Annotated in this window: 12 protein-coding genes; 9 read left to right on the forward strand and 3 right to left on the reverse strand. The window is 44.8% G+C overall.

Annotation, left to right across the window (positions count from 1 at the left end):
* Positions 1 to 92: 92 nt before the first annotated feature.
* Complete coding sequence (gene plsB, locus JMY03_RS12090; RefSeq protein ID WP_201604014.1) at positions 93 to 2,864, forward strand: glycerol-3-phosphate 1-O-acyltransferase PlsB; 2,772 nt, start codon at positions 93 to 95, stop codon at positions 2,862 to 2,864.
* Between the two features lie 104 nt (positions 2,865 to 2,968).
* Here plsB and ettA read toward each other — a convergent pair whose 3' ends face one another.
* Entirely contained in the window at positions 2,969 to 4,630 is a 1,662-nt protein-coding gene (ettA, locus tag JMY03_RS12095; protein ID WP_201604016.1) for an energy-dependent translational throttle protein EttA, read from the reverse strand.
* A 432-nt stretch (positions 4,631 to 5,062) separates the two neighbouring features.
* Between ettA and JMY03_RS12100 the strand changes: the two genes are divergently transcribed.
* The 4 genes from JMY03_RS12100 to JMY03_RS12115 all read left to right on the forward strand — a co-directional run bounded on the left by JMY03_RS12100 (position 5,063) and on the right by JMY03_RS12115 (position 8,793).
* Positions 5,063 to 6,271, forward strand: a complete 1,209-nt coding sequence (locus JMY03_RS12100) for a flavin reductase family protein (RefSeq protein WP_201604018.1) — start codon at positions 5,063 to 5,065, stop codon at positions 6,269 to 6,271.
* Between the two features lie 161 nt (positions 6,272 to 6,432).
* Positions 6,433 to 7,800 carry a fatty acid desaturase family protein gene (locus tag JMY03_RS12105; protein ID WP_201604020.1) on the forward strand — a complete coding sequence of 456 codons (1,368 nt, stop codon included), beginning with the start codon at positions 6,433 to 6,435 and terminating at the stop codon, positions 7,798 to 7,800.
* A gap of 306 nt (positions 7,801 to 8,106) precedes the next feature.
* Positions 8,107 to 8,400: a GNAT family N-acetyltransferase gene (locus JMY03_RS12110; RefSeq protein WP_201604022.1), complete on the forward strand. Its 294-nt coding sequence runs from the start codon at positions 8,107 to 8,109 to the stop codon at positions 8,398 to 8,400.
* A gap of 99 nt (positions 8,401 to 8,499) precedes the next feature.
* On the forward strand, positions 8,500 to 8,793 hold the full coding sequence (locus JMY03_RS12115) for a 4a-hydroxytetrahydrobiopterin dehydratase (RefSeq protein WP_201604024.1): 294 nt from the start codon (positions 8,500 to 8,502) through the stop codon (positions 8,791 to 8,793).
* A 114-nt stretch (positions 8,794 to 8,907) separates the two neighbouring features.
* Here the strand turns inward: JMY03_RS12115 and JMY03_RS12120 are convergent, their stop codons facing one another.
* A complete protein-coding gene (locus JMY03_RS12120; RefSeq protein WP_025646712.1) occupies positions 8,908 to 9,063 on the reverse strand; it encodes a DUF1328 domain-containing protein in 156 nt (51 codons plus the stop codon).
* A gap of 716 nt (positions 9,064 to 9,779) precedes the next feature.
* On the opposite strand from JMY03_RS12120, the gene JMY03_RS12125 reads away from it, so the two are divergent.
* The 3 genes from JMY03_RS12125 (at position 9,780) to JMY03_RS12135 (ending at position 12,846) form a co-directional block, all read left to right on the forward strand.
* The gene (locus JMY03_RS12125) at positions 9,780 to 11,045 is read left to right on the forward strand and encodes a saccharopine dehydrogenase family protein (RefSeq protein WP_201604026.1); all 1,266 of its coding nucleotides are present in this window, start codon (positions 9,780 to 9,782) and stop codon (positions 11,043 to 11,045) included.
* A 511-nt stretch (positions 11,046 to 11,556) separates the two neighbouring features.
* Positions 11,557 to 12,351, forward strand: coding sequence for a hypothetical protein (locus JMY03_RS12130; protein WP_201604028.1), 795 nt, complete (start codon positions 11,557 to 11,559; stop codon positions 12,349 to 12,351).
* 75 nt (positions 12,352 to 12,426) lie between these two features.
* Entirely contained in the window at positions 12,427 to 12,846 is a 420-nt protein-coding gene (locus tag JMY03_RS12135) for a hypothetical protein (protein ID WP_201604030.1), read from the forward strand.
* A 115-nt stretch (positions 12,847 to 12,961) separates the two neighbouring features.
* On the opposite strand, the gene JMY03_RS12140 is transcribed toward JMY03_RS12135, so the two are convergent.
* Entirely contained in the window at positions 12,962 to 15,475 is a 2,514-nt protein-coding gene (locus JMY03_RS12140; protein WP_201604032.1) for a Tex family protein, read from the reverse strand.
* A 344-nt stretch (positions 15,476 to 15,819) separates the two neighbouring features.
* Between JMY03_RS12140 and ompR the strand changes: the two genes are divergently transcribed.
* On the forward strand, positions 15,820 to 16,578 hold the full coding sequence (gene ompR, locus JMY03_RS12145; RefSeq protein WP_201604039.1) for an osmolarity response regulator transcription factor OmpR: 759 nt from the start codon (positions 15,820 to 15,822) through the stop codon (positions 16,576 to 16,578).
* Positions 16,579 to 16,632: the final 54 nt, after the last annotated feature.

The following is a 16,632-nucleotide window of genomic DNA, read 5'->3' on the forward strand; positions in this document are numbered from 1 at the left end:
TATAGATACTGATATTGATGAAGGCCATATATCGCTTTTTGTACTTTTGTGGCATCATAAGCGTATTACATTTTGCAGATATGATTTTAATTATGATACCCCGTTTCCTAAAAAAACGCTTTTTAAAAGCGTCGAGCGCTACCCCTACTGATAGCTCAGTGGCTACTAAAGCGACTACTTATCATGCTAAAGACGCGGACCAAGCCGTCGATATCTACGCTGATGACGATAAGCTGGCGAGCACCTCTTACAGTAAAGCGCCTATTAGCCAAATCTACCGCAAACTATCTGGAAAAGCACTTGGCGTCACGGTCAAACCTAAGCTATTAGGCGAGCTGCCTAAGCTTGCTAATGATGAGCAGACTCTGACTTTTTATGTACTGCAAGACTACTCACGCTCCAACAGTATCCTTATTGATTTGCAGACTAGTGAGTATCAGCTGCCGCCAGCTCTCGTTGGGGTAAAAGACTTAGCTCATGACATCGATGAAAACGCAGCTATTATCTTTTTGAACCATCCAAAAGCCACAGACGATCAGCTCTCACCGCGCCTAGCGCGTTTGGTTGCTGCCACGTTGCAGCATCCTGATCTCAATATCAGACTAGTGCCGGTATCGATTCTGTGGGGACGCGCGCCTGAAAAAGAAGACTCCTTATTTAAGCTACTCATGACAGACAACTGGGAAGACCCTAGTATCACTAAGCAGCTGTTCAATATCGGCGTCATGGGCCGCGACACTTTTGTACAGTTTCATGCGCCGCAGGACTTACGTACTATCGTGTATAACCAGTTAAATGATGATTCAGAGGAAGCGGACAACCCTAAGACTAACAAACCCCAGCAGGCAGCTAGTACTAACACGGCTTTGGTTGCGACCTTTGATGCCAATCGAGAACTACTGCGTAACCTACAATATCAGCTCGATCTGTATTTAGATAAGCAGCGCGCGAGTATGCTAGGGCCTGATTTGTCCGATAGACGTAACTTGGTCGACAAGCTGATTTATTCGCCCGCTATCAAACATGCTATCGAAAAAGAAGCCAGTGACACCGGCGTCTCTGAACATGAAGCGCGTAATGTCGCTCGCGGCTACGCCAATGAGATGGTCAATAACTACTCTTACTCGATTATCAGAGTCTTTGAGCGCTTTTTGACTTGGCTGTGGACACAGCTCTATGATGGCGTGGAAGTGCATCATTTTGAGCGAGTACGAGAGCTTGCCACCGATCACGAGATTATCTATGTGCCTTGTCATCGTAGTCATGTGGATTATTTATTATTGTCTTATGTGATCTATAAGCGCGGCTTGAGCATTCCTTATGTGGCAGCCGGTGATAACTTAGATGTGCCAGTATTAGGGCCGTTATTACGCGGCGCGGTCGCTTTTTATATTCGTCGTAGCTTTCGCGGTAACGTCTTGTATACAGCGGTGCTGCGCGAGTATATGCACACCTTAATCAGTCGTAGCACCCCTATTGAGTACTTCATTGAAGGCGGGCGTTCGCGCTCAGGTCGTCTGCTGCCGCCGAAGATGGGGATGCTAGCGATGACGGTACACAGTCAACTGCGCAAAACCAATAAGCCAGTTGTGTTTATTCCGACTTATATCGGTTACGAACGCATTATGGAGGGCGGCACTTATATCGGTGAGCTCAAAGGCAAGCCAAAAGAGTCAGAGTCGGTGGTTGGCTTATTAAAAGCCACCAAAAAGATCGAGCGTATCTTTGGTAATGTGCATCTAAGCTTCGGTACGCCGCTGCATTTGAGCGACTTTTTGCAAAAGTTCGAGGTAAAAGCAGACAGTCTACCTGCTGATCGTACAGATACGCCGCTCGATAACAAGGCTAGTGCGATGGTCGATAATATCGGCGTCAAAATTATGCAGCATATCAATAAGGCGGCAGTCGTCAATCCCGTTTCCTTATTGTCATTAGTGCTCTTATCAGCGCCAAAAGCGGCGCTCGATGAAGATATATGCCGCGAACAAATCGCTCTGTATCAAGGCATTGCCAGCTCCCTGCCTTATGCCGATGATACGGTTGTGACCGATATGAGTCCCCAAGACATCATCGATTATGGTATCAAGCTCAAGCTCATCGAGCGCATACCGCATATCTTAGGAGATATCATTCAAGTCGCAGGCAAGCAAGCAGCGCTGCTCAGTTACTTCCGTAACAACATTTTGCATGTCTTTATCCTACTCTCTTTCTTAGCTGCGCTCGTCGCTCGTAATGGCCGTATTGAGCGTAGCCGCTTAGATAATATCGTCTCGCAGCTGTATCCGTTTTTGCAAGGTGAGCTGTTTTTATATTATTCAGCGCAGAGCCTGCAAGCGGTCCTCAATCAAAAGATAAATAACTTGATTGAACATGGGCTAATTGTTGAATTAGAAGATGGCGTTCTCAGCGCCCCTGAAACGAACAGTAGCCGCTATCAGCAGCTACAAGTACTCGCGACGCCTATCGAGCAAAGCCTTGAACGTTACTTTATGACGCTAGCGCTGCTTGCACAGCAAGGCTCAGGCAATCTAACTGAAAGCGAAGTGGTCGATCTGTGCCATCTATTGGGTCAACGTCTATCTGTGCTCTATGCCGATGATATTCCTGACTTCTTTGATCGCTCACTATTTACGAGCTTCGTCAATGCCCTTATTCGTCTCAACTATGTACAAAAAGATGCAGAGACTGGCGTACTAAGCTTCGATCAGCGTATCAATAATATCGCTCATCATGCCAAGTACATTTTGACCCCTGATATGATGCAAATCTTGCAACAAGTGGCTAGTCTCGATGACACAGAGATTACCCACGCTATTACCGAGATTAGTAATAAAAAACAGCGTAAGTTTGGCCGTAAACGCTGATTACCTTACTATCTATCACGCTTCACTATCTATAACGCTTCAAAAAAAAGACCGCTAATTGATTAGCGGTCTTTTTGTGTACTAACATAAAGCGACTTTTTCGCTTAATTGGTGATTTTCTTATACTTCATGCGCTTAGGACCAGCTTCATCGCCCATAGTCTTTTTGCGGTACGCTTCAAACTCAGTGTAGTTACCGTCAAACCAAATCGGACCTTCTTCTTCAAAGGCTAAGATATGAGTGGCGATACGGTCCAAGAACCAGCGGTCATGCGAGACCACCATGACTGTACCTGGGAACACTTGAATAGCGTCTTCTAGCGCACGCAAGGTCTCGATATCCAAATCGTTAGAGGGCTCATCGAGTAATAGGACGTTCGCGCCTTGCTTCAAGGTCTTCGCCAGCTGCAAGCGGTTACGCTCACCACCTGAGAGCTGACCGACGTGCTTTTGTTGGTCTGAACCTTTAAAGTTAAAACGGCCAATATAAGCACGACTTGGCGTGGTGTAGTCGCCAACGGTGATAATATCTAAACCATCAGAGATCTCTTCCCAGACGGTTTTTTTGTCATCGAGGTTATCACGTACCTGGCCGACATAAGCGACCTTAACGCTTTCGCCTAGATCGACAGAACCGGTATCAGGAGTATCACGCTCAGTAATCATGTTAAACAGCGTGGTTTTACCCGCACCATTCGGACCGATAATACCGACGATAGCGCCCGCTGGTACATTGAAGCTAAGGTCTTTATACAGCAGACGATCGCCAAAAGATTTAGAGATGTTATTGACCTCGATAACTTTATTACCTAGACGCGGACCGGGCGGAATATAAATCTCTGAGGTCTCATTTCGCTGCTGGAATTCTTTTGAGTTCAGCTCTTCAAAACGCTGTACACGCGACTTAGACTTGGCTTGCTGACCCTTTTGATTTTTACGAATCCACTCAAGCTCTTTTTTCAGCGCTTTGGCAAACGACTCTTCTTGCTTCTGTTGTTCCTCTAAGCGCTTGTTTTTTTGCTCTAACCACTCAGTATAGTTACCTTCATACGGGTAGCCATAGCCTCGGTCAAGCTCCAAAATCCACTGCGCCACATTATCCAAGAAATAACGATCATGGGTAATGGCAACGATAGTGCCGCTATAGTTTTGCAAGAATTGCTCAAGCCAAGCGACTGATTCGGCGTCCAGATGGTTAGTAGGCTCATCGAGTAGCAGCATATCGGGACGTGATAGTAGCAGGCGACATAAAGCAACACGGCGTTTTTCACCACCTGATAGCTTACTGACATCAGCATCCCAAGGCGGTAGACGTAGCGCGTCAGCGGCTTTTTCTAGCTGCGGCTCTAGGTTATGCGCATCCCAAGTTTGGATGATATCTTCCATCTTGCCCTGCTCTTCTGCGAGCTTATCAAAATCGGCATCCGGTTCAGCATACTCAGCATAGATTTGGTCTAAGCGCGCTAACGCATCTAACGCCTCACGCATGCCGTCCTCGACGTTGCCGCGCACATCTTTGCTGTCATCGAGTTGTGGCTCCTGCGGCAAGTAACCAACTTTGGTTCCTGTCTGCGCGCGTGCTTCACCGCTGAACTCAGTATCCACACCCGCCATAATACGTAGCAAGGTCGACTTACCTGCCCCATTGATACCTAAGACACCAATTTTGGCACCCGGGAAAAAAGACAGATTGATATTTTTTAGAATTTCGCGCTTAGGCGGAACAAGTTTTGACACGTTGTTCATCGTGTAAATATATTGAGCCATTAACACTCCGATAGACTGCATAGAAGAGAACAGCAAATGCCACTCAGCGATGCTGCCAAGCGTGCCGTACCTCAAAATCAGGGTTACAAATTATAGGTCATTATCGCATTGTGACGCATACCCTGCAAGCTAACAGGTTGTTTTACCCCTTGTTTTGCAGCTTTTGTCATAGAGTATCGCTGTTTCTGGATAAAAGCGGGTAAAAATATTTTTCTGAGGTTACGAGATTAACATTCTGACTTATTGCTGTTTGATAAAAACTACAAAAAATAGCATCAAAACTTTCGCAAAGTTAATCAATAGCCGTTAACATATTAGAGTGGCTTAACAACGCAAAAAATAATGGTTTAGTATGCCATCAATGAAACTGGCTATAAGCTGAGTCATTATTTCTCATATATTTTTAATAATATTTATACAGGTACTGATGATATGGCCAACGGCTATCGCCCTGAAATAGTTCAACGTGCGTTTGTCGATTTTATCGGGTCGCGCTTACATCCGTTTTGGTCATTGACGACACCCAAGCTACGCCTTATTGCTCGATATGAGATGAGTGAGGATTTGATCGCACTGCAATTTGAGACCAATCGAGCGTTTAGGCAGCAGATATCCAAAGGGACAGATGATTGGCAAGGCGGTCAGTATCTTGATTTACGTGTTTTTATCGATGGGGTTTATCATCAGCGCAGCTATTCAATCGTAGGATTGGCGAATCAACCATTGTGGTGGCAAGATGATGCCGTCATTACTAAGTCAGCAAAAAGCCAACGTCATACGGTTACTATTGCTGTTAAACCGCAAGGGTTAGTATCTGACTATTTGACCAAGCAACTGTCGCTATCTAGCATCGTTGATACCAGTATGCCACTGGGTCATTTTACTTTGGCACAGGCAAAGACAAGTTTAGATAATAGAGAACCAAATAACCAAAAACTGCACCCTTTGTTATTTGTCGCTGGCGGTAGCGGTATCACGCCTATGCTAGGACTTATTACGCAAGCACTAGCAGACGGACATCAGGTGGCGCTGCTACATTATAGTCGGTCGAAACTTCCTCAGCTTCAACGCCAATGGCAACAACTGAGCGATACCTATCCAACCTTCAGCTATCATTTTATCCATACTGACAACCCTGCTACTTATCTGGCTGGCGAACGATACTTAAGTGCAGAGGGTTTATTATCACTTAATCTACCTTTGGCAGATACGCAGATATTTGCCTGCGGTTCACAAGCGTTATTAGCTGGCTTATATAAAGCAGTGTCAGAAATCATTTTACCGCAGGGCAATCAGCTACGTGACAATATTATTATAGAAAATTTTGGCAATGCATTGCCTGATTTTGATAGCGGCGGCAATCAAGTACTAGATAATGCACTACAGACAGAGTCGCATACGGTGTACTTACGCTCACGGCAACGGCAGTTCGATAGCGACACCACATTATTGGTCGCTGCCGAAAATGCAGGTATACGCCTAGCGCATGGTTGTAGGCAAGGAATTTGCCAGTTGTGCCGTTGCAATAAAGTGAGCGGCGTGGTCAAAAACATCCAAACTGGCAAGATAAGTAGTGATGGCTACGAGTCTATCCAAACCTGCCTCAATATCGCTATGACAGACGTGGTGTTAGACATCTAGCACTGCTGAAATAAAAAATACGACCACTAGCCCCTGACTATCGACCTCTTAAAACTAAAAAATAGACTGATGTTAACTCATATTGTATGCTAAAACTCAGATAACTCATAAAATCGAATCCAGTGCTGTTTATTCGTGCCGTTTCGGTTAAGGATTTATATATGCGCTTATTACCACCTATTGATACAGCACATTCTGCCGTACCTATCTTGACGCCATTGTCCGATGCACCGTTGGCAAAAAATGATAGCGGGCAGCCAACTATATCAACACAGCAAATTCGCTATCCAACAGTGACCCATGCACCATTAACAAAAGCACAAAGTGATGCCTTGGCAGTAGAATTAAATGCGCTATATAAAGGTGTGATGGACTCATTAGGTAGCGATGACGCCAAATACATTCAGCGGATTTATGCGACTGTGGTTTATAGTGAGCTTGTCGCCCGTGGTTTACTGGCTGTCGCAGGACGCATGTCATCACGCCGCTCGCAGATAGGTACTTGGCTATTGGGTACGTCAATGCTTAGTTTTAGCAAGATACTCAACAATATGGAGCTTGGACATAATGTCATGCATGGTCAATACGACTGGATGCAGCACCCGCATCTGAACAGTCAAAAGTTTGACTGGGACATTGTTTGCCCTGCGCCATTGTGGCAACACTCGCATAACTACTTACATCATACGTTTACCAATATTGTTGGTCGAGATCATGACGTTGGCTATCATTTGATTCGGGTCACTGATGAGCAGCCTTGGACGCCAGAAGATCGCTACAATATGTTTAGTACAGCGGTGCTGGCGTTTGGCTTTGAATGGGCAGTTGCCTTTCATGATATTCAGATCAGTGTCGATGAATACGCCGACTCCCCTGACTTGCATAAAATCATGCAACAAAAATCTCGTGCACTATTTGCCAAAATTGGCCGACAAGTAGGCAAAGACTATATTGCCTTGCCAGCCATAGCCGCCTTGACCCTAGGTTGTCGTAGCGCTATGAGTACACTGAGTGGCAACATAGCAGCCAATACGGTTCGTAACCTGTGGACGTGGGCGGTGATTTTCTGTGGTCATTTCACTGAGCAAGCGCATATCTATACCCATCTCGATACTGATGAGAGCAAAGGCGACTGGTATGTGCGTCAGATTTTGGGTTCTAGCAATATCAAAGGGAATAAATGGTTTCACATTTTGACAGGCAATTTATCCCATCAGATTGAGCATCATATCTTCCCTGATATGCCCGCCAGCCACTATGCCAGTATTGCCCCGCAAGTAAAAGCCATCTGCCACAAATACAATCTGGCCTACAACACTGGACGTTTTAGTACACAGCTACGACAAGTATTGGGACGTATTCATCACTTTAGTAAGCCCAGCGAGCAAGAGTGGCAAGCCTACCAGTCGGTATCGGCTGCGGATACTACCACTCATTCACATAAGTCGACACCAGAGAGCGAGATAGCAAAGGGTCTTAGTCGATTCTTGCCACCTGTCATTCGTAAGGCGATAGCTTATGCATGGTGATATATTCACATTTTTAACGCAGATTAAAAGACTTTAATACTATTAACAATCGTCATATCGACTATTACGGTAAGCGACTAGATTGTTTGGTATCGATCCTACATACTCAACCCAGTACAAAGTATTTACTGACGACATAAGATTTCTTGCAAAAGTACCAGTTATTGACTTTCACTGACGGAGTTGCAAGGGCTAGCGATGACTTATGCAAGAAGTCTATAGTATTTAATAAATCTGCCTTTTTCGTTAATCCTTAGAAAATAGGGCCGTTATTAAAAATTTTATAATAATAAAAGGAGTTGTATAATGAATAACCAAACGACCAAACCAAACTTAGATATTGTTCATAACCTAGCAGCAAATCGTTTTGAGACCACTATTGACGGACAGACGGGTTATATCAGTTATCAAGATCAAGGCAACACCTTAGTCTATGATCATACTATCGTACCGCAGGCTCTAGGCGGACGCGGCGTGGGCTCAGCGTTAGTCAAACATGCCTTGGATTACGCTCGTGAGCATGATAAAAAAGTCGTTCCACAGTGCTCTTTTGTAGAGGCTTATGTCAATAAGCACCCTGAGTATCAAGATTTAGTATAGTCAGTCTTGCATAGACCGTTTTGAAGAGTATTTGTTAGTGATTACTACAACCGCGGGCGCTATACTAGAGTGACCGCTATAATAATAAAGGATATTGCTATGAGTAGTTTATCTGAAAAACAAGTCGACCTGCAGTTGCAAGACTTACCAGGATGGCAGCGCGATGGAAACAGTATTGTAAAATCGTTCGAATTTAATGACTTTGTAGAAGCCATCAGCTTTATGACCCAAGCGGCTTTTTATGCTGAAGCATTAGAGCATTATCCTGAATGGCAGAATAATTATAATACTGTCAAAGTCCGGCTGACTACTGATGATACAGGTGGTATTAGTAGTTTAGATATTCGCTTGGCGAAGCGTATGCAGCATATCGTACAGCCCACAAGACTCTAAAAGAGGCTTATTTAACCTAGATAACCATCATAAAAAGATAACTAGCATAAAAAACGTCCTTTAGTAGGACGTTTTTCTTTTTAACAATGGTTTGTCTAATGCTTGTATTACTGACTACATTTTGCGACCGACAAAAGCCACAATGAATAAAATGACGGCAACCACTAAGAAAATGTATGCCAAGTTCGACGATAATCCTGCAACACCTCCAAAACCTAACAAGCTAGCGATAAGTGCGATAACAGCGAAAATAATAGCCCAGCGAAACATATTGCTTCTCCTCGAATTAACTTTAAAACTTTAACGCACTCAATTACTATAAGGCGCTTACGCGGTCAGTATCTAGTTTCTTTAATACTTGCTTTTAATAGCGCTTAAAAGGTAATACTAAAAGCCATGAGTGATTAAAGTGTTTAATTGATAAAGTATTTATTACATTATAAAAATTATTGTTAAAAGCCTAAAGCCTCGGTATGAGGTTTGGCTTACGAGAATAGATTAGCAACTTTATATAGTTACTTTAAACCCAAGCTACGTTGATTTTAGTAAGCATCAGGCTATGTTATGTAACCTGTGTAGCTAGTGCTTTAGTTTTGTAGCACTTTGACAGGGTTCATCGATATTGTTGGCGCTTATATACAACTGTATGACATATACCTACGAGCAAAATAGATAACAGCGTACAATACTATTGAATGACTGCATAGGTGACTCGTTTCACCTTTGGCAAGCGTTGTATACCTTTAAAATATAATCTGCTGCTACCACCTATATTATTGAGTATGACAACGGAAGCTGCTCTATTTTGCTAAGGTAGCTTCATCATTATTTAGTACTACCCAGCCTAAAATAATGTGTAACAAAGTGGCGTAACGTGACTTGTTGTTAGTCTGTGACTTAGAATTTATGAGTCCGTGACTTAACATAGCTACTAGTCTCGTTATCGCAAATCTAGATTTACCACCTAATGTATAAGGAAATTGAATATGGCTAACTCTGTAGAAAAACAAGACAATCGTCCCTACGCTGTGGTTCTGTATGGTGCTACAAGCTTTGTAGGTCAGATTACTGCTAAATACTTATCCCAGTTTTTAGCAGACTCTAATGATATCGAATGGGCCATCGCTGGACGCGACGAAGAAAAATTAAAAAAACTCCAATCTGAGATCAGTGACTCAGGCTCAGCTAAAAAGGTCGATATCATCATTGCTAATAGTAATGATGAGGCGAGCCTCGATGAGATGACCAAGCAAGCTAAGGTGGTGATTTCAACCGTCGGCCCTTATCTAAAATACGGCGAACCGTTGATCAAATCATGTGCCAATAACGGTACTGACTATGTCGATTTAACCGGCGAAGCGATTTTCATCAAAGACATGATGGACAAGTATCAAGATACAGCGAGCCAGAGTGGCGCTCGTATCGTGAACTCTTGTGGTTTTGACTCTATTCCCTCAGACTTGGGTGTGTATTTCACTCAGCAGCAGGCCGAAAAGCAGTTTGATGAGGTTTGTGAAAAGATTCATATGCGCGTCAAAGCAGCCAAGGGCGGTTTATCTGGCGGTACGGTTGCGTCTATGGCGACTATTTTTGAAGAGGTTGGCAAAGACAAATCACGCCGTAAGCAAGTTGCTAATCCATATCTGCTCAACGACGATGCTGATGCGCCAAATGTGCGTCAAAAAAATGTCAGCAAACCTGAATATGACAGCGAGCATGGCCGCTGGTTGGCGCCTTTTGTAATGGCCAGTATCAACACCCGTATCGTCCATCGTACCAATCAGCTTACAGATTATGAGTATGGTCGTGAGTTCAAATATGACGAAGCGATGTGGATGAAAGATGGCGTCAAAGGTCAGCTGACGAGCTATGCTTTGAGTGCAGGATTATTCGGGTTTGCCACTACTATGATGTTCAAGCCTAGCCGCGAATTACTCTCTAAGCACGTACTACCAAAATCAGGCTCTGGCCCTTCTAAATCAGAGCAAGAAAATGGCTATTTCGATATTCGCTTCTTCGGTTATACCCCAAGTAACGACTCTATCAGTACAAAAGTGACCGGCGATAGAGATCCAGGTTATGGCAGTACATCAAGAATGCTTGCGCAGTCTGCTCTTTGTTTGGCGCAAGACATCTCGCACCAGGATGTTAAAGGCGGATTCTGGACGCCTGCATCTGCGATGGGCGATAAGCTTATCGCTCGCCTTGAGGAGCATTCTGGCCTGAGCTTTGAAGTGGTAGAAGATAAATAATCTGCCTATAGCTATCATTCGTAAATACTGTTTAGCAGCTAGCTAGTTTAGCTTGATCCAGCCTATATAATACTGACGACCGCATTCTATCCATAAATAGAATGCGGTTTTTTTATTTAGGCCCTCTCTTATAAGTGTGGGCAGTGGTGCAATCTGTTACCGCTTATCTGGCTTGTTTGACATATACAATGTTATCAAATACTAACAACGTATCACTTGCGTAAATGACACTGCTGATTTTTAGATATTCAACACATAATACTACACATTGTTAGCCGAATGACACAGCGATGCTTTATGTGCTCAAGTAGTATTGTTTGTGTCTAGGCGTTAGTCATTGCTAATAAGCACTTACCGATTAGTAAAAGCTAAGTACTGTAAGTGTCTATCTCCCAGAAGATGGTTCTGTCTAAATAATAAAGTCGCTTCAATAAGATAAAAACCGACTAGCGTTTAAGAGTAACTATGAGTTTTGCTAAACACTAATGATAATAATTGAGAGGGAATAATTATGAAATTCAATGTATTAACAGCAGCTGTACTCACTTCAGGCCTTGCTATGGCAGGCGTTAACGCCAACGCCGCTATGACTACAGATGGTAATGGTAACGTCGGTTATGACACTTATGATGAATGTGTCATGGCAGTTAAAGATGGCTCAGCGAAATACTATACACCTTATACTTACCAAGAGCCTATGCCGCGTGCAGGTGAAGCTAGCGTTGCAAAGATGCGTTTATCAGAGGTCATGATTCCTCAGCGCGTCGTTAGTGATAATAACTTACGTACCGCTGACTATGAGGCAGGCGCTTGTGATCTAGGCGTAGGTCAATCAAATGGTCGTTATGGTGTTTCTGGCGCATTAGTCGGTAAATATGTTCCTTTCGCAGCGGACATGCCAGTGAACGTCTATATGGATAGCAGTGGTAACCCAGTACGCGTGACTATGCAGCAATGTGATAATCACTTTGGTAGCAACTTCCCTACTCCCGTTATCGGTGAAATGAAAGCACCAGAAGCGCAAGTTGCTATCGCTGAAGCGCGTAGTGTCGAGCCAGTAGTCGTACAGACCAGACGTGTTATTCGTCCTTCTACTTATAGCGTGAAAGAAGTAATCATCGCTCCTGCAGACCAGATACAGCGCGTTGATACCAATGCAGGTACTGCCATCGCTATTCAAGATGGTCGCCAGGCAGCTATCGTCGGTCAAGAAGTAGATCCTGCTATCTTAAATCAAACCGAAGTGGATCAAACTTTCCCAGTGATTCGCGTTCCTGATGCTGATGTAGAGGTAGAAGTAGAATAATAAATACTCTATATATGACATGTAAGCTATGATTCATATATAAGCGATAACTCATTTAGAAATAAGGAGCATTTTATGCAAAAAAAATTCTTATACCTAACAATAGGAGCTGTTTTGATAGCTCCAAGCTTAGCGGTAGCTGCCCATAACGAGATTACTCCCGCTGATATGCGAACCACACCAGCGCCTACTACTTTGCAATCTAAAGTTGAAGGCCCTAGTGGTGAGCTACTGGCTACTCAGCCGGGTGAAGTGGAACTAGATAGCGATACGGCAAATAGAGTACAACCGTTAAATATGCAGCATAGTGCTGCTAATTATCAGCCACTGATAAAAGGTGAAGTGAATAGCGGTAATGTCACTCCAGCAGATATGCGTACTACTCCTGCACCGGTCACTCTTAGAGAGAAAAAACAAGATCCGCGTGGTGAGCTTTTAGCGACTCAGCCAGGTGAGATTGAGTTTAATGAAAGTCGCCGCATTGTAGTACGATAGATAATATAATATTTATGGTAAATAAGCATTAATGATTGCTTATCATTCATAAAAAAGGCAGCCAATTGGCTGCCTTTTTTGTGCTAGTTACTGTTGTAAGCTTACAGACATATCGTTATTTCTTTTTGGTGACGCCAGCTTCTTGTAATAGCGCTCCTAGCGTACCGATTCTGCTAGGCGTCTCCGCTTTTGGCTTTAACGTACGATTAGGCTGATTACTCGCACCTCTGCGCTCCTTGTCAGCGCGCTTACCACGTGGCGCTGAACGCTTATCTTTGGATCGATTGCCCTTATCGGGATTAGTATTTGCCTCTTTAGTTTTGACAGACGCTGCAGGCTTCACTCGGCCTTCAGACTTTTGCGCTTCAGGTTTCATGCTAAAGCCAATGCGTCCACGCGGCTCATCGACGGAGATGACACGTACGGAGACGATGTCGCCTGGTTTGACCCGATTCATCGGATCAGCGACAAAATCATTAGCCATCTGCGAGATGTGCACTAGTCCATCTTGATGCACACCCACATCTACAAAACAGCCAAAAGCCGTCACATTCGTCACAACGCCCTCAAGCGTCATCCCTTCTTCTAGATCTTTGATACTATTAACATCATCGCGGAAGCTTGCTGTCTTAAACTCAGGACGTGGATCGCGCGCAGGTTTTGCCAGCTCTTCAATGATGGCTTTTACACTGACATTGTCGTTATTGGCCGCCAGCGCTGTGGTATCAATGCTATTTAATACACCATCATTACCCAGCACCTCTGGCAATGCTTTACCGGTTTGCGCCAGCAAGCTATCAACCAGCGCGTAGCTCTCTGGATGAACGCCTGTCGCATCAAGCGGGTTATCGCCATCACGAATTCGTAAAAACCCAGCGGCTTGCTCAAAAGTCTTGACTCCCAAGCGCGGAACGTCTTTTAGCGCTTCTCGATTAGCAAAAGCGCCATGCTCTTTACGGTAATTGACGATTTGCTGGGCGACGTTGCGATTGAGACCCGCGATGTGCGTCAGTATTGCTGGACTTGCCGTATTGACATCGACGCCTACCGCATTGACGCTATCTTGGGTGACTTTATCTAGACTATCGGCCAACTGGTTTTGATTAACGTCGTGCTGATATTGCCCAACGCCAATCGCCTTTGGATCGACTTTGACGAGCTCAGATAGCGGATCTTGCAAGCGACGGGCGATAGAAACCGCACCGCGTACCGAGACATCTAAGTCAGCCAATTCATCACTGGCAAGCTCACTGGCAGAATAGACCGAAGCGCCTGATTCATTGACGATCACGGCTTTGGCTTGTAGTGACGGGTTAGCCGACAAAATCTCTTTTATCATAGCGTCAGTTTCGCGGCTGGCGGTACCGTTACCTATCGCGACCAAATCGACATTATAAGTACTTAATAGCTCATCGATAAGCGCCTTAGCCTCATCCATTTTGTTATCTGGAGCAAAAGGATACACAGTAGCGATAACGGGCTTATCGCTACTATCCAGCATGACATGACCTTGCGCATCGATGATTGCCATCTTGACGCCATGACGAATACCAGGGTCAACACCTAAGATCACTTTTGGACCTGCGGGTGCTGACATCAGCAGATGCTGCAAATTGTTAGCAAAAACATCGATCGCGTCAGCTTCTGCGGCTAGGCGCTTTTCGGTCAACAAGCGATGCTCAATATGCGGACGCCATTTGTCTTTCCATAAGCTGTTTGCAGCCTCAATGAGGAACTCACGGCGCTCCCTTGGCGCTGTCGCATCAATATTAAAGTGGTTGATAATTTTTTCGATAAAGGGCGCATCTTCGCCATCGACTTTTATACCTAAGACGTTCTCTTGACGACCGCGTAGCATGGCTAGTAGGCGATGATTGGGCAGACGCGCTAAGCTCTCGCTATGATCAAAGTAGTCTTTGAACTTCTCGCCGACTTCGCGCTTTTCTTCACTAGCAACCGCTGTCACGACACTAGCGGTTTTGGCAAAGCCGCTACGCAGATTATCGAGTAGATCAAGCGCCTGCGTCCACTCATCAACGATGATGGCCTGAACACCAGCCAGCTGCTTATCAAGGTCGCTAAAGTCAACATCGATCTCATTACCGCTATCGTCGGTGACGCTGCTAGGCAGCTGATAGTCCGCTAGCGCCTGCGTCGGCGTAATCTCTTGTGTTAATAGGGCTTTTGCTGCGCTGTCTAAACCGGCTGCGCGGGCCTTGGCTGCAGGGGAGCGACGACGCGGACGATAAGGTAAGTAGATATCTTCTAGCTCAAGTTTTGACGCGGCATTATCAATACGGGCTTGCAGCTCATCCGTGAGTGTGCCTTGTGCACGTAGCAGCTCAGTGATCTTTAGGCGACGACTGGCCATATCGCGCTCATAGCTGAGCGACTTCTCTAATGCTCTGAGCTGAGCATCGTCAAGGTTTTGCGTTTTTTCTTTACGATAACGCGCAATAAAAGGAACCGTTGCGCCTTCATCGAAAAGTTTGACAAATGCGTTGACTTGAGCCGTCTTAATACCAAGCTTGCGGGCAAGCTTGTCGTGGATATTGGCTTGTGTGGTTGCATCTAATCCCTGCGCATTTGCTGAGACTGCCGATGACGTTAAGCTATCAGTGCTACTCATATACGTATCAATCGTTGAGAAATGGTGATTGGCATTATAGCAAAAGCTGCATAAATAAAAATCCTTTTTATAAAATCCTTATTTATCAGGGCTGATACCGCGTTGATTGAAGCAAAAACTTGCTATTTGACGCTGTTAAACAAACCCATACAGCATTTGTGCGGATGAATGATGCATTTCGCGGTGCAATCTTATACACTGAAGACAGACATATAAATATTGAGTCATCACACAAAATTCGTGGCTGGCAAGCATTAGATTAAAACAGCAGTGTGCTTACAAATCACGACACTATCAGATAAAGTCGCTTTGACAATAATAAGCCTCATAAAAGGATATGATACATGACGGACAATAATCATTCAGATACGCTCACTCAGCGCATATTGGTCGTTGATGACGACGCGCGCTTACGCTCGTTGTTACAACGATTTTTAGAAGATGATGGTTTTGTAGTACGTACCGCACACGACGGCAGTCAGATGGACAAGCTGATGCAGCGCGAGCTATTTTCGCTTATCGTCCTTGATCTTATGCTGCCAGGTGAAGACGGTATCAGTATCTGTAAGCGCTTGCGCGAAGATAACGCCGACATCCCGATCATTATGCTGACCGCAAAAGGCGGCGATGCCGATCGTATCGCTGGACTAGATGCCGGCGCTGATGATTATCTACCAAAACCTTTTAATCCAAAAGAGCTACTCGCCCGCATCAAAGCAGTACTTCGTCGGCAGAACCGCGAATTACCTGGCGCACCAAGCTATCAGGTAGAGGTCGTAGAGTTTGGCCCTTGGACACTTGATCTATCCACGCGTACGCTCAAACGCGACGGCAATGTGGTAACCTTGACTACAGGTGAGTTCTCCGTCCTAAAAGCGCTGGTTCAGCATCCGCGTGAACCCTTAACACGCGATAAGCTTATGAACCTAGCCCGTGGTCGCGAATGGGGTGCTATGGAGCGCTCTATTGATGTCCAAGTGTCACGCCTGCGCCGCTTGATTGAGGACAATCCGTCACAAGCACGCTATATTCAGACCGTTTGGGGCGTAGGCTACGTCTTTGTTCCTGACGAGGCCGAAGTAGAAGAAGCCAAAAGCGAATAGCTTTTGACTGATCTAATTCCTTTTAATATAGGCCGTGTTTGGTTACTCACAAAC

This window comes from Psychrobacter submarinus, assembly GCF_904846685.1.
Classification (GTDB): Bacteria; Pseudomonadota; Gammaproteobacteria; order Pseudomonadales; family Moraxellaceae; genus Psychrobacter; species Psychrobacter submarinus.